The 14,778-nt window shown below is 76.5% G+C and carries 6 protein-coding genes; 1 reads left to right on the top strand and 5 read right to left on the bottom strand.

From position 1 onward, the window contains the following. Positions 1-7 precede the first annotated feature (7 nt). The 3 genes from IE287_RS10825 to IE287_RS10815 form a co-directional block, all read right to left on the bottom strand. Positions 8-11,056 carry a non-ribosomal peptide synthetase gene (locus IE287_RS10825; RefSeq protein WP_189848746.1) on the bottom strand — a complete coding sequence of 3,683 codons (11,049 nt, stop codon included), beginning with the start codon at positions 11,054-11,056 and terminating at the stop codon, positions 8-10. 100 nt (positions 11,057-11,156) lie between these two features. Continuing rightward, entirely contained in the window at positions 11,157-12,500 is a 1,344-nt protein-coding gene (entS, locus tag IE287_RS10820) for an enterobactin transporter EntS (protein WP_189848745.1), read from the bottom strand. Beyond that, the gene (locus IE287_RS10815; RefSeq protein ID WP_189848744.1) at positions 12,487-12,756 is read right to left on the bottom strand and encodes a phosphopantetheine-binding protein; all 270 of its coding nucleotides are present in this window, start codon (positions 12,754-12,756) and stop codon (positions 12,487-12,489) included. Before IE287_RS10815 ends, entS begins: the two co-directional genes overlap by 14 nt. A gap of 137 nt (positions 12,757-12,893) precedes the next feature. Between IE287_RS10815 and IE287_RS10810 the strand changes: the two genes are divergently transcribed. Beyond that, positions 12,894-13,397 (top strand): GNAT family N-acetyltransferase, encoded by a 504-nt coding sequence (locus IE287_RS10810; protein WP_189848743.1) that lies wholly within the window; start codon positions 12,894-12,896, stop codon positions 13,395-13,397. 123 nt (positions 13,398-13,520) lie between these two features. Here the strand turns inward: IE287_RS10810 and IE287_RS10805 are convergent, their stop codons facing one another. Further along, positions 13,521-13,730: an MbtH family protein gene (locus IE287_RS10805; protein WP_053642930.1), complete on the bottom strand. Its 210-nt coding sequence runs from the start codon at positions 13,728-13,730 to the stop codon at positions 13,521-13,523. 149 nt (positions 13,731-13,879) lie between these two features. Beyond that, on the bottom strand, positions 13,880-14,680 hold the full coding sequence (locus tag IE287_RS10800; RefSeq protein ID WP_189848742.1) for a helix-turn-helix transcriptional regulator: 801 nt from the start codon (positions 14,678-14,680) through the stop codon (positions 13,880-13,882). Between the last annotated feature and the right edge of the window lie 98 nt (positions 14,681-14,778).

Below are 14,778 nucleotides of genomic sequence, written 5' to 3'. Positions count from 1 at the left end.
GCCTGCGTCACTGCTGGGCCCTCCACATTTCTTCGAGCATGGTGATCTGGTTCTGGTCGAGGTCGAGCAGGTCGAGGTCGGACGGGGTGTGCCCGCCGGTGACCCCGCCCGCCGCCCAGGCGGCGAGCGCGTCGAGGGCGGCCGTCCAGCCGTCCGCGAGCTGCGCGACCGTGTCCTGGGACAGGGCGCCGCCCGCCCACAGGAAGGAGGCGGCCAGCTCCGGCCCGTCCGGGCCGTGCTCCACCTCCGCGTCCACCTGGAGGGGGTACGCGAGCGGGGCGGCCGGCTCCGGGCCGACGGCGAGCGCGTCGGACTCCCCGGCCGGCCCCCAGGGCGACTCCCGGGCGGCGGTCTGCCGGCCCAGGTAGTTCCACAGGATCTCGGGGCGGTCCCCCGGGTCGAACAGCCCGGCGGTGGCGGCGTTGGCGTACCGCAGCAGCCCGGCGCCGATCCCGCCGTCGGGGACCGCGCGGATCCGCTCCTTGATCTCCTTCAGGGCCGCCCCGGCGTCCTGCGTCCCGCCCACGACCGCCCGCGCGTCGTACGAGTCGGCGGTGAGCCGCAGCGGGTACACGCCGGTGAGCCAGCCGACCGTACGGGTCAGGTCGGCGCCCGGGACGAGGTCCTGCTCCCGGCCGTGGCCCTCCAGTTCGACGGTCAGGCCGTCCGCCGGCTTCCCGTGCCGGGCCGCCCAGTCGCCCACGGCCAGCGCGAGCGCGGTGAGCAGCGTGTCGTTGACCGTGCCGTGGAAGGCCTGCGGCACCGCCGTCAGGAGCGGTCCGGTGCGCTCGGCGGAGAGCCGCACGGTCAGCCGCCGCGCGCTCGCCACCGTGTCCCGCGCCGGATCCAGCGGACGCTCCGTCAGGAGCCGCCCGCCGGTCGCGGACTCGGCGAGCCACCGGTCGAGCTCGGCGGTCCGCCGGGCGCTGTGCGCCTCGGCGAGCAGCCCCGCCGTCCAGGTGCGCAGCGCCGTCGGCACGGCGTCGAGGGCGGGCGTCCGCCCCTCCGCCGCCGCCTCGCACGCGACCCGCAGGTCCGGCAGCAGGATCTGCCACGACACCTCGTCCACCACCAGGTGGTGGGCGACCAGCAGCAGCCTGCCCGGCTCACCGGGCCCGCCGTCGAAGCGCACGGCCCGCACCGTCCGGCCGGACTCCGGGTCCAGCTCTCCGGCGGCCCGGTCCGACTCGCGGGAGACCAGCTCCCGCAGCGCCTCCGCGCCGAGCCCGGCGGCGTCCACCGTCCGCAGCACCGAACCGGCCGTCAGCGAGCCGGCCGGGGCGATCCCGGCGCTCCACACGCCGGGCCGCGCCACGGTCAGCACCTGCCGCAGCCCGTCGTGCCGGTCCAGGACCGCCTGGAGCGCGGTCTCCAGGTCCGCGTGCCGCACCCCGGCGGGCAGCAGCACCAGACGCGCCTGGCAGAACCGCCGGTACGCACCGCCGCGCTCCGCGAACCAGCGCGCCACCGGCGGCAGGACCAGCGGCCCCGTCGCCTGCTCGGCGGGTCGCTCCGGGGCCGTGCCCGCCGGGGCGGCGGGCGCGGCGACGGCGGCCAGACCGGCCGGCGTCGGATGCTGGAAGACCTGCCGGGCCGTCACCGTGAACCCGGCCTTGCGGGCCCGGCTGACGTACCGGATGGAGACGATGCTGTCGCCGCCCAGCTCGAAGAAGTTCTCCTCGGGGCCCACCTCGGGAAGCCCCAGGACCTCGGCCATCAGCCGCGCGAGCAGCTCGGCCGGGGTCCCGGAGACGGCCGTCGGCGCGGGCGCCGCGGGGGTGGCGCGGCGGGGGTCGGGCGGCGCGGGCAGGGCGCGGCGGTCGAGCTTGCCGTTGGGGGAGAGCGGCACGGCCGGGATCTCCACGAACACGGCCGGGACCATGTACTCCGGGAGCCGCGTCGCCGCGTGCGCCCGCAGCGCCTCCGGGTCGAGCGGTCCGTCGCCCGCCGGTACGGCGTAGGCGACGAGCCGCTGCACCCCGGGCCGGTCCTCGCGGACCAGCGTGACGGCACGGGCCACCCCGGGAGCCCCGGAGAGCACGGCGTCGATCTCGCCGGGTTCGATGCGCAGGCCGCGGAGTTTGACCTGGTCGTCGGTGCGGCCGAGGTAGTGGAGTCGTCCGTCGGGGTGGCGGACGGCGAGGTCGCCGGTGCGGTACATGCGGGTGCCGGCGGGGCCGTGGGGGTCGGCGACGAAGCGTTCGGCGGTGAGGTCGGGCCGGGCGAGGTAGCCGCGGGCGAGTTGGGTGCCGGCGAGGTAGAGCTCGCCGGGGACGCCGACGGGGACGGGCCGGAGGTGTGCGTCGAGGACGTGGACGCGGGTGTTCCAGACGGGGGAGCCGATCGAAGCGGAGGCGGTGGTGGCGCCGGGGTGGGCGGTGGCGGCGGTGACGTCGACGGCGGCCTCGGTGGGGCCGTACAGGTTCTCCAGGGCGACCGTGCGCTTCCCGGCGGAGACGTGGAACCGGTCCACGAGCTCGGTGGGCAGGGCCTCGCCGCTGCACACCACGAGCCGCAGGCTCGGGCAGTCCGCCACGTCCGTCGAGTCCAGGAACGCCTGGAGCATCGAGGGGACGAAGTGCAGGACGGTGACGTGCTGTTCGCGGATCAGCTCGGCCAGGTACTCGGGGTCCTTGTGTCCGTCCGGGCGTGCGACGACGAGCGGCACGCCCTGCGCGAGCGGCCAGAACAGCTCCCACAGGGAGACGTCGAAGGTGGTCGGGGTCTTCTGGAGGACGCGGTCGCCGGACGCGAGCCGGTACGTGTCCTCCATCCAGGCCAGACGGTTGACGATGGCCTCGTGCTCGACCATCACGCCCTTGGGGCGTCCGGTGGAGCCGGAGGTGAAGAGGACGTACGCCGGGTGGCGCGGCAGCAGCGGCGACCGCCGGTCCGCGTCCGTGATCCCGGTGTCCGCGAACCCGTCGAGCTCCGCGCGCACCTCGGGCGCGTCCAGGACCACCGGCTCGGCCTCCGTCCCGCCCGGCAGCGCGCCGAGCGACGGAAGGTCCGTCAGGACGCACAGCGGACGCGCGGTGTCCGTCATGTGGGTGAGGCGGTCGGCGGGCAGGGTGAGGTCGAGCGGCAGGTAGGCGCCACCGGCCCGCACGACGGCGTGGATCGCGACCAGCAGGTCGAGGGAGCGGGGCAGCGCCACGGCGACGATCGACTCGGGGCCCACGCCCCGGTCGACGAGCAGCCGGGCGAGGCGGTTGACGCGGGCGTCGAAGTCGGTACGGGACAGCTCCTCGCCCTCGAAGACGAGCGCCGGCCCCTGGGCCTTCGCGGCCCCCGCCTCCACCAGGTCCGCGAGGGTCCGGGGACCCTCCACGGCACGGTCGGTCGCGTTCCACCCCTCCAGGGCGCGCCGCTCCCCGTCACCCATCAGGGCCGCCGCGGAGACGGGCGCGCCGGGAGCGTCCGCCACGGCCTCCAGGAGCCGTACGAGCCGCTCCGCGAGGCGCTCGGCGCTCTCGCGCTCGAACAGGTCGGTCGCGTAGCGCAGACCGAGGGTCAGTCCGTCGCCGCCCGCGCCCCGGGTGCGCCGGAACAGGATCTCCAGGTCGAACTTGGCCGCTCCTCCCCGCACCGGGAACTCCCCGGCGTCCGTGCCGAACAGCCGGGAGAGGCCGGGCCCGTCGCCCTCGTACGCCACCATCGTCTGGAACAGCGGGTGGCGGGCGAGCGAGCGGACCGGCGCCACGGCCTCCACGACGGCCTCGAAGGGCAGGTCGGCGTGGTCGAGGACCGCGAGGCCCGCCGTACGGACGCGGCCGAGGAGTTCCGTGAAGGACGGGTCGCCGGACAGGTCGGTGCGCAGCACCGCCGTGTTGACGAAGAAGCCGACGAGCCCGTCGAGGGCGCCGTCGCCGCGCCCCGCCACCGGGGTGCCGAGGGGGATGTCGTCGCCGGCGCCGAGCCGGTGCAGCAGGGCCGCGACGGCCGCGTGCACCACCATGAACACCGTCGCGCCGGAGTCCGCCGCCAGCCGGTCGAGGCGGACCGCGAGGCCGGCGGGGAGCTCGGCGGTGACGGTGTCGCCCCGGTGGGTCGGGACGGCGGGCCGGGGCCGGTCGGTGGGGAGCGCCAGTTCCTCCGGGAGTCCGGCCAGGGCCTCGCGCCAGAAGGCGGACTGGCGGGAGGCGAGCGAGGAGGCGTCCGCGGCCTCGCCGAGGAGCGCGCGCTGCCACAGGGCGTAGTCGGCGTACTGGACGGGGAGTTCGGGGAACTCCGGGGCGCGGCCGGCGAGACGGGCCGTGTACGCGGTGTCCAGGTCGGCCAGGAGCGGTCCGGTGGACCACTCGTCGGTGGCGATGTGGTGCAGGAGCACGACGAGTACGTGCTCGTCGTCGGACGTGCCGAACAGGGTGGCCCGCAGCGGGAGTTCGTCCTCCAGGACCAGGGGCCCGGCGACCGCCGCCTCCACGGCGTCCGCGAGCGACCCGGGGGCCACCTCCCGCACCGCGAAGGGCACTTCGGCCTCGCCGGGTGCCAGGATCCGCTGGTACGGCTCGCCGTCGGCCTCCGCGAACACGGTCCGCAGCACTTCGTGGCGGGCCACCAGGTCCCCGAACGCGGCGCGCAGCGCGTCGGCGTCGGGCCGCTCCCGCAGTCGCAGGGCCAGCGGGACGGTGTACGTGGAGCTCGCGCCGTCCATGTCGTACTGGAACCACAGGCGCCGCTGCGCGTACGAGAGCGGCAGCCGCTCGGGGCGTACGGCGGGGGCGAGCGCGGGCCGCGCGGAGGCGGTCCGCTCCGCGAGCCGGGCGGCGAGCGCCGCGACCGTCCGCGCCTCGAAGACGTCCCGCACCGAGCAGGCGCGGCCCGCCGCCCGCACCCGGGCCACCAGGCGCGTCGCGAGCAGGGAGTGCCCGCCGAGCGCGAAGAAGTCGTCCTCGGCGCCGACCGACGCGAGGCCCAGGGCATCGGCGAACGCCTCCGCGAGACGCTCCTCCGCCTCGCCGCGCGGCGCCCGCGACGGCGCCGCGGACGTCACCGCGGGCACGGGCAGCGCGGCCCGGTCCAGCTTGCCGTTGACGTTGACCGGCAGCACGTCCAGGGGGACGACCGCCGCCGGGACCATGTACTCCGGCAGCCGCGAGGCGACCTCGCGGCGCACCGCGTCCGGGTCGGCGCCGCCGGTCACGTACGCCACCAGGCGCGGTACGCCCGGCACGTCCTCGCGGACCAGGACGGCGGCCGAGGCGACCCCTTCGCAGCCCGTCAGCTCGGCCTCGACCTCGCCGAGTTCGACGCGGAAGCCGCGGATCTTCACCTGGTCGTCGGCGCGGCCCAGGAACTCGATCAGGCCGTCGGCGCGGCGGCGGGCCAGGTCGCCCGTGCGGTACATGCGGGAGCCGGCGGGACCGTGCGGGTCCGCGACGAACCGCTCCGCGGTGAGCACGGACCGGCCCAGGTAGCCGCGGGCGTTCTGGACGCCCGCGAGGTACAGCTCGCCGGGGACGCCGGGCGGCACCGGCCGCAGCCGGGCGTCCAGGACGTGCGCGCGGGTGTTGTCGAGGGGACGGCCCACCACCGGGGTCGCGCAGTCGGTGACCCGGGCGACGAGGGCGTCCACCGTGAACTCGGTGGGACCGTAGTAGTTCACCGTCTCCACGCCGGGCACCGCGCGCAGCTCCGTCCACAGCGCGGGCGGCACGGCCTCGCCGCCGAGCAGGAGCAGCGGCGGCCGGTGCGCTCCCGCGAACAGGCCCGCGTCGAGCAGGTGGCGGCCGTACGACGGGGTGACGTCGAGCGCGTCGATCCGTGCCTCCCGCACGTGGGCGACGACGGCCTCGGCGTCGCGGCGCCCGTACTCGTCGAGGACGTGCAGCTCGTGGCCGGCGATCAGCCACAGCAGCTGCTCCCACGAGGAGTCGAAGGAGAACGAGGCGGTGTGCAGGGCCCGCACGCGCCGCCCGAGCCGGTCCGCGACCGGGCGGTACAGCTGCCGCTCGTGGTCCCGGTACAGGTTCGTCAGGCCGGCGTGGTGCAGGCCGACGCCCTTGGGGCGGCCGGTGGATCCCGAGGTGTAGACGACGTACGCCAGGTCGTCCGGGCGGGGCGCCGCGGGCGCCGGACCGTCGGCGGCGGCGAGCCGGTCCCGCACCTTCGGATCGTCCAGGACGAGCCGGGTCGCGCCCGGGGTGTCCGGGACCCGGGCGTCCACGGCCCGGGTGGTGACGACGCAGACGGGAGCGGCGTCGTCCAGCATGTACGCCAGGCGCTCCTCCGGGTGGTCCAGGTCGAGCGGCAGGTAGGCGCCGCCGGCCTTCAGGACGGCGAAGGCGGCGACGACGGACTCCGCCGAGCGGGGCACGGCGAGCGCCACGACGGCGTCGGGTCCCGCGCCCTCCCCGGCGAGCAGCAGGGCGAGCCGGGTGACCCGGTCGTCCAGCTCGGCGAAGGTGAGCCGCAGGCCGCCGCAGACCAGGGCGGTGGCGTCGGGGGTCGCGCGGACGCGCTCGGCCAGGACCTCCAGGACGGTGGCGCCGGGGTGGCCGACGGCGGTGTCGTTCCACCGCTCCAGGAGCGCCCGCTCCTCCCCGGAGCGCAGCTCGTACGAGGAGACCGGGGCGTCCGGGTCCGCGACGGCCCGCTCCAGGAGGCGCAGCAGCCGGTCGGCGAGCGCGTCGGCCGTCTCCGCGTCGAAGAGGGCGGACGAGGAGAAGACCTCCAGGTCGAGCTCGTCGCCGTGGGCGCTGTCGGAGAAGGTGACGTCGAGGTCGAACTTGGTGACGCCCGGGTCGGTCCGGTCCACGGTGGCGTCCAGGCCGAACAGGGCGCGCACGTCCTGGGTGACGGTGCTGTGCGACACCATGGTCTGGAAGAGCGGGTGCCGGGTGAGGGAGCGCTCCGGGTTGAGCGCCTCCACGACGGCGTCGAACGGCAGGTCGGCGTGGTCGAGCGCGGCCAGGTCGGTGGCGCGCACCCGCTCCAGGAGGGCGGCGAAGGTCGGGTCGCCGGACAGGTCGGCGCGCAGCACCACGGTGTTCACGAAGAAGCCGACGAGGCCGTCGAGGGCCGGGTCGGAGCGGCCGGCGACCGGGCTGCCGAGCGGGATGTCGTCACCGGCGCCGAGCCGGTGGAGCAGGGTGGCGACGGCCGCGTGGACGACCATGAAGACGCTGGTGCCGGAGTCGCGCGCCAGCCCGCGGATGCCGGCGGCGAGGGCGGCGGGCACCGCGCGGTGCGTCAGGCGGCCCGCGTGGTCGGGCTCGGCGGGGCGGGGCCGGTCGGTGGGCGCGGTGGCCTCGGCCGGCAGACCGGCGAGCGCCTCGCGCCAGTGGGCGGCCTGCCGGGCGGCCGGGGACCCCGGGTCGGCCGGGTCGCCGAGGGCCGCGCGCTGCCAGAGCGCGAAGTCGGCGTACTGCACCGGCAGCGGGGCGGACGCGGGAGCCTCGCCGCGGAGCCGGGCCGCGTAGGCGTGTTCGAGGTCGTGGAGGAACGGGCCCATCGACCACTCGTCGCTCGCGATGTGGTGCAGCAGCACGACCAGGGCGTCGGTGCCGCGTTCGCCGTCGCGGACCAGGGTGACCCGCACCGGCGCCTCGGCCGACAGGTCGAAGAGGTGGCCGAGGGCCGCCGCCACCGCCGCGTCCACGCGGTCGGGGGCGGTCGGTGCCACCCGGAGCCGCACCCCGGCGTCGGCCGGGTCGAGGATCCGCTGGTACGGCTCGCCGTCGCGCTCGCCGAAGACGGTGCGCAGCGCCTCGTGCCGGGCCACCACGTCCCCGAGGGCCGCGTCCAGGGCGGCCGGGTCGAGGAGCGTGCCGAAGCGGGCGACGAAGGGGATGTTGTAGGTGGCGCTCGGGCCTTCGAGCTGGTGCAGGAACCAGAGCCGGTGCTGGGCGTCGGAGAGCGGCAGGACCTCGGGCCGCTCCCCGGCGGTGAGCGCGGGACGGGGGCCGGTCGCGGTGCGGGCGGCGAGCCGCTCGGCCAGGGCGGCGGGGGTGCGGGCCTCGAAGACGTCCCGCACGCCGCAGTCGGTGCCGAGCGCGGCGCGCAGCCGGGCCGCGACGCGCGCGGCGAGCAGCGAGTGGCCGCCGAGGCCGAAGAAGTCGTCGCCGGGACCGACCGAGGCGAGCTCCAGGACGTCGGCGTAGGCGCCGGCGACGATCTCCTCGCGGGCGTCGCGCGGTGCCCTGCCGGTGGTCGTGGCGAGGCCGGCCAGGTCCGGGGCGGGCAGGGCGCGCCGGTCCACCTTGCCGTTGGCGGTGAGCGGGAAGGCGTCCAGGACCACCACGGCGGACGGCACCATGTGGGCGGGCAGCCGCTCGCCGGCGGCGGTGCGCAGCCCGGCCGGGTCGGGGGCGGTGCCGCCCGCGCCGGTGACGTAGGCGACCAGGAGCGGGGAGCCGGGGACGTCCTCGCGGACCACGACCACCGCCCGGTCCACCTCCGGACGGTCCGTCAGGGCGGTCTCGATCTCGCCGGGTTCGATGCGGAAGCCGCGGACCTTCACCTGGTCGTCGGCGCGGCCGAGGAAGTCGACGACGCCGTCGGGGCGGCGGCGCACCAGGTCTCCGGTGCGGTACATGCGGGAGCCGGCGGGGCCGTAGGGGTCGGCGACGAACCGCTCGGAGGTGAGCGCCGGGCGGCCGAGGTAGCCGCGGGCCAGCTGGTCGCCGGCGAGGTACAGCTCGCCGGGGCGGCCGTGCGGGACGGGGCGGAGGGCGGAGTCGAGGACGTGGGCGCGGGTGTTCCAGAACGGCAGGCCGATGTCGGGGGTGCCGGTGTGGTCGGGGGAGAGCACGGAGGAGGTGGCCCAGACGGTCGCCTCGGTCGGCCCGTACACGTTGGTGACGGAGGCGGCGGTGCGGGCGAGGCGCTCGGCGAGGGCGGCGGGCAGCGCCTCGCCGCCGACGAGGACCTTGGTGCGGGCGAGGGCGCGCGGGGCGCCCTCCTCCAGGAGCGCGTGCCACAGCGACGGGGTCGCCTGCATCACGGCCGGGCGGTGGGCCTCGACCAGGGCGGCGAGGGCCGCCGGGTCGCGGACGGTGTCGCGGTCGGCGAGGACGACCGCCGCGCCGCTGATCAGCGGGACGTGGAGTTCCAGGGCCGCGATGTCGAAGGAGACGGTGGTGACGGCGACGAGTCCGTCGCCGGGCGCCATGGCCAGCTCGTGGGCCTGCACGCGCAGGAAGTTGGCGAGCGCGGAGTGCGGGATCACCACGCCCTTGGGGCGGCCGGTGGAGCCGGAGGTGTGGATGACGTACGCCGGGTGGGCGCCGTCGGGGGCCGGAAGGGGCGCGGCGGGAGCGCCGGCGAGGTCGGCGAGGGCCGACAGGGCGTCGGGGGAGTCCAGGACGAGGGTCTCGGTGCCGGGTACGTCGGGTGCGTCGGGCGCGGCGGCCAGGGTGGTGAGGACGCAGACCGGGCGGGCGTCGCGGACCATGAACTCCAGCCGCTCGGCCGGGTATTCGAGGTCGAGCGGCAGATAGGCGCCGCCCGCCCTGAGGACGGCCAGCAGGGCGACGACCAGTTCGGTGCCGCGCGGCAGGGCGATGCCGACAAACCGCTCGGGGCCGACGCCGCGCGCGGCGAGCAGCCGGGCCAGCCGGTCGACCCGGGCGTCGAGTGCGGCGTACGTGAGCTCCTCGGCGCCCGCGACGAGGGCGACGGCCCCGGGGTGCTCCCGCACGCGGGCGGCGAAGGCGTCGACGACGGTGCCGGGCGGGATCGCGCGGCCGGTCGCGGCGGCCCGCTCGGCGAGCGCGCGCAGGGCGCCGGCGTCGAGGAGGTCGGGGCGGCCCAGGGGGGTGTCGGGGGAGGCTCCGGCGGCCTCGGTGAGGAAGTGGACGAACTCGGCGCAGCGGGCGTCCAGGCCCTCGGCGTCGTAGGCGCGCGGGTTGGCGTCGAGCTCGAAGGCGATCCGGCCGGCGGCCGTGTCGTGGCGGACGGCCAGGGTGAGGTCGTCGACCGGTCCGGCGGCCACGTTGTGCACGGTGCCGGGGGCGCCGGCGAAGTCGAGGGCGTCGTCGAAGGCCTTGACGTTGACCATCGGCCCTAGCGGGCCCCGGTCGCGGCCGACGAGGCCGAGGTCGCGGCGGATGTCCTCGGCGCGGTAGCGCTGGTGGCGGCGCAGGTCACGGACGCCGGCGGCGACCTCGGAGACCAGTCCGGCCAGGGGGAGGTCCGGGCGGACCGCGACCCGCAGCGGCAGCACGTTGACCACCATCGCGGGGACGGAGAGGGCGGCCGAGCCCAGGCGGGCCATCGCGGGCAGCGAGAGCAGGACGTCCCGGGTCCCGGTCGAGCGGTGCAGGAAGGCGGCGAAGGCGGCGGTCACGACGTCCGCCCAGGTGGCCTTCGCGGTCCGGGCCAGGGCGAGCACCCCCGCGGTGGCCTCGGGGGAGAGCGCGCCCTCCACGCGCAGGAAGCCGGGGGCGGCGGGGAAGGAGGCGCCGGCCAGCGGCTCGTGGTCGCCCGGCTCCGCGAGCCGGTCCAGCCAGTGGGCGCGGTCGGCGGCGCACCGCTCGTCGCCGCGGTAGGCGGCCTCCTCCTCGACGACGGCGGAGAGCGGGCCGAACGGCGACGGGGCGGGGTCCTCGCCGCGCGCGAGCGCCGTGTAGACCTCGGCGGTGCGGCGGGACAGCAGGGAGAAGCCGTAGGCGTCGAGCGCGATGTGGTGCACGCGCTGGTACCAGAGCGTGCGGTCCGGGGCGACCCGGTGGAGGACGAAGGCGAACAGCGGGGCGGTGGCCGGGTCGGCGGGGGCGGCCATGTCGGCGCGCATCCGGGCGAGGGCGGCGCCCTCCGGGTCCGGGGCGTCCCGGTGGTCCACGACCGTGACGACGGGGCCGCCCGGGGGCGCGTCGGCGAGGATCTGGACGGGCTGTCCGTGCGCGTCCTCCTCGAAGCGGACGGTGAGGGCCTCGCACTCCCCGACGACCCGGGTCAGGGCCGCGGCGAAGAGGTCCGCGTCGAGCGTCCCGTCGACGGCGACGTACTGGCCGACGTTGTAGACCGGGGAGTCGGGGTCGAGCCGCTGGCCGTACCAGACTCCGGTCTGGGCCCCGGTCAGGGCGAGGCGTCGCTGGGCACGCTCGGTCATGGATCTTGCTCCAGGGTTCACCCGCGGCGGCCTGGGCCGGCCGCGGGACGGGACGGAGAGAGGGGGGTGGGGGAGGGCGTGGCGGCACCGGCGGGCGGGGTCAGCCGCCCGCCGGCCCCGTGGCGTCGATCCGCCCGGCGGGGGCGGGAGTCTTCGCGAGGACGTCGTCCTCGGGCGGCCCGTCGCCCTCGGGCTCCTCCCCGGGGAGGGTGGCGTGCCGCAGTCCGGGGACCGCGAGGGCGACGGCCACGGCCGCCGCCGCGCACACCACGCCGTTGACCACGGCGGCGCCGGCCGGGCTGAACCACTTGGCCACCAGGGCGACTTCGACGTCGCCCGCGATGCCGCCGGTGGTGCCCTGGGCGGTGAGGACGCTGACCATGCGGCCGCGCAGCCGGTCCGGGGTGTTGTGCTGGACGAGGGCGTACTCGAGGATCTCGTACACCGTGCCGGCGGCGCCGCCCACGGCCAGCGTCGCGAAGGCGAGCACGGGGCTGCCGCTGAGCCCGAATCCGAGGACGGCCAGACCGCCGGTGAACGCGGCGGTGAGCAGCAGGCGTCCGGGCCGGGCGGCGCGGGCGATCCAGCCGCTGGTGGCGGAGACGAGGATCGCGCCCACGGCCGGGGCGGTGTACAGCAGGCCGAGCATCATCTCGCCGCCGCCGAACCGCTTGTCCACCAGCTCGGGGAAGACGACGACCGGCATGCTGAACAGCGCGTTGATCCCGCCGAGGGCGAGGAGGCCGCCGACGACGCGGTTGCGCACGGCGAACCGGAAGGCGGCGAGCGGCGAGCCGGAGTCCTCGGGGCCGTCCTCCTCGCCGTCCGCGTCCGCGACCGGGGGGAGCGGGCGGAGCCGGAGGAGCAGGAGGGTCGTGACGCCGGTGGTGACGGCGGTGAAGGCGTAGACCGGTCCGGGGCCGCCGGTCAGGGCGAGGACCACACCGCCGAGGAAGGGGGCGGCGATCGAGCCGAGCTCGCCGGTGAGGGAGATCAGGGCGCCCGCGGCGGGCAGCTGGTCGGGCCGGACCAGGGTCGGGGCGACGGCCATCAGGGCGGTGACGCTGACCCCGGTGGCGAGTCCGTCCAGGGCGACGAACAGGTAGACCGTCCACAGCTGCGGGTCGGGCAGGAAGGCGTTGACCGCGAGTCCGGCGAAGGCGAGGGCGGCGGAGGAGCGGCCCCACAGGATCAGCTTCCGCCGGTCCTTCCGGTCGGCGGCCCAGCCGCCCCAGAGGGAGCCGAGCAGGACGGTGACGCTCATGATCATGCTGGAGACGGCGACTCCGAAGGTGGAGCCCGTCAGGTCGTAGACCTGCTTGGCCAGCGCCACCATGGCCATGCCGAGACCGAAGAGGGACACGATCCGGGCGATGAAGATCGCCCGGAAGTCGCGGCTGGCCCGCAGCGGGCCGATGTCGAGGAGGAGGTCACCGGCCCGCACGGGACGCTCCCGACGGCTGCCCGAGGAGGGCGGCCCACTCCCGGAGGGTGGGGCGCTCGGCGAGTTCGACGAAGCCGGTCACGGCGCCGTCGGCGCGCCACGTCTCGACCAGGGCCATCAGCCGGATCGAGTCGAGGCCCTGGTCGAGCAGGCTCTCGTCCGGGTCGACCTCCTCGGCGTCGACGTGGAGCACGTCGGCGACGTCACGCGCGAGCCGCTCCAGGGCGAAGGTCTGCTGTCCGGCCGTGTCGGCCATGGGTGGGTCCTCGTCTTCCCGTTCCGGTGGTGCAGGTTGGAGTTGGTTAGGTAAGGCTTACCTAAGTAGCTATCGTGCAGTCAAACGCGTGCCGTGATCTCACGGCGATCCGTCAGTTGTCAGAGAGCGAGAAGACGTTGAACACTGCACCGTCCCGCCCGGCGCGTCCGCCGCTGCCCCTCGCCGAGGTCAGGGCGGCCGGGGCCGGGGACGCCGGCGCGGTCCACGGCCTGTCGCGGCCGTTCGTGCGCGCAGGGGCCCTGCGCGACCGGACGCTCGCCGAACTGGCCCGCCGCGCGGCGGACTTCCTGGTCGTGGAGGCGGGCGCCGAGGGGCCGGTGGGCTGTGCGGGGCTACGGCCCTGCGCCGACGCGCGGGGCCGGGCGGCGGTCGTGCTCTACAACTTCTGCGTGGCGCCCGGGCATCAGGGGCGGGGCATCGGCTCCGCGCTGCTCGACGCCGTGCTCCGCGAGGCGGGCGCGCGGGGCGCGGGCCGGGTCTTCGCGGCGACCGTCGGCAGCGGACTGCTGTTCCTGCGGCACGGGTTCGCCGCCGGCCGCGAGGAGGAGGCGCCGCCCGCGTGGCGGGCCGCCCTCGACCCCGCGCGCGGCTCCCGGATCCTCACCCGCGTCCTGGGCTGAGGCGGCCGCGTCCGGCCCGCCCCCGGCCGGTGCGCGACGACGCCGGGAGCGGGCGGCCGGAGGTGGGCGGGGGACGGCTCGGGGGCGGACGGGGTGAGCCGGGTGGCTCGGGTGGGGGACGGCTCAGGAACGGGCGGCGAGGCTCGCCGGGCGCAGGTCCGTCCAGTGCTCCTCGGTGTACGCGGCGCAGCCCTGCCGGGAGTCCTCGCCGTGCACCACGGTCCAGCCGTCCGGGACTTCGGCGAAGGCCGGCCAGAGCGAGTGCTGGTTCTCGGCGTTGACGAGCACGTAGTAGCGGGCGTCGTCGTCCTCGAAGGGGTTGGTCGCGGTCATGGGTCTCTCCTCGCGCCGGGACGGCCCCGCGTGCCGCGCCCTTCGGGGCGGAGCGCGGGGGGCCGTGGGTTCGGGTCAATGGGGCGCCCAGGAGCTGGGCGTTTAGGTAAGGCTTACCTAAAATCACCTAGGGTGCGGTGGCTGTCAAGTCACTCCCCGGCGACCGGCTTTCGCGCGGAGGGGGCGCTCCGGGCCCGCCCGGAAGGTGCGGGGGAGCGCCCTTCGTGCTCCTTGATCCAGACGCCCGGGGTGCGCCCGAAGTGCCGCCTGAACGCCAGGATGTAGCCGTTCGTGCTCGTGAATCCGACCTTGGCGGCGACCGCGCCGACCTGGTGCCCCCGGCTGAGCAGCGCGAGCGAGTGATTGAGGCGCACCCGGGTCCGCCACTCGGAGAAGGCGATCCCGGTCTCGGCGCGGAAGGCCCGGCGCAGGCTGGTCGCGCTCACGTAGAGGCTCTCGGCCCATTCCGTCGCGGTGCGCTGGTCGTCGGGGCTGCGCAGCAGGGTCCCCGCGACGGCGCGGGCCGCCTCGCTGGTCGGGCGGGGCAGCGGCAGCCGGGCGTCGCGGTGGTTCCGGGCGCAGGTCAGCGCGGCGAACATCACCGCGTCGTCAACCTCCGCCCCCTCCCCGCGGGTCCGGGCGAGCAGGTGCCGGCGGGCGGCACCGTCGAGATGGACCGCGGTGGTCCGGGCGAACGGCAGGCGGTGCAGGGCGGGGTCGAACGACTCGGCCAGGACGAGGGATTCGGGGTCGAACCGGGCGCTGTGCGGCGTGCCCGCCGGGAGCCAGAGCGCCAGGGGCGAGGTCAGCTCGTGCTCGCCGTCCGGCGTGGTGACGGTGATCCGTCCCAGGGGTGCGTACAGGAGCTGGTGGTAGTCGTGCGCGTGCGTCGGGTGCCCCGTCGCGGTGATGAGGTCCTCGTCCGTCGTCTGCGTCATGCGGTCGGCCATGACGGCCACCCCCCGGTGTCTGAGGGGCGGTCGGACCCCGACCCCTCGGTGTGATCGGTCGGCCCCGGGGTTGGATCCCCGAAGGTTAGGCAAGGGTA

Source organism: Streptomyces omiyaensis (assembly GCF_014650895.1).
In the GTDB taxonomy this organism is placed as follows: domain Bacteria; phylum Actinomycetota; class Actinomycetes; order Streptomycetales; family Streptomycetaceae; genus Streptomyces; species Streptomyces omiyaensis.
The sequence above is the reverse complement of the archived record's forward strand: the minus strand, read 5'-3'. Positions and strand labels throughout refer to the sequence as shown.

Coding starts and splice junctions, on each gene's coding strand:
- IE287_RS10805 (WP_053642930.1), bottom strand. CDS start 13,730: ATGACCGCGACCAACCCCTTCGAGGACGACGACGCCCGCTACTACGTG.
- IE287_RS10800 (WP_189848742.1), bottom strand. CDS start 14,680: ATGGCCGACCGCATGACGCAGACGACGGACGAGGACCTCATCACCGCG.
- IE287_RS10815 (WP_189848744.1), bottom strand. CDS start 12,756: ATGGCCGACACGGCCGGACAGCAGACCTTCGCCCTGGAGCGGCTCGCG.
- IE287_RS10825 (WP_189848746.1), bottom strand. CDS start 11,056: ATGACCGAGCGTGCCCAGCGACGCCTCGCCCTGACCGGGGCCCAGACC.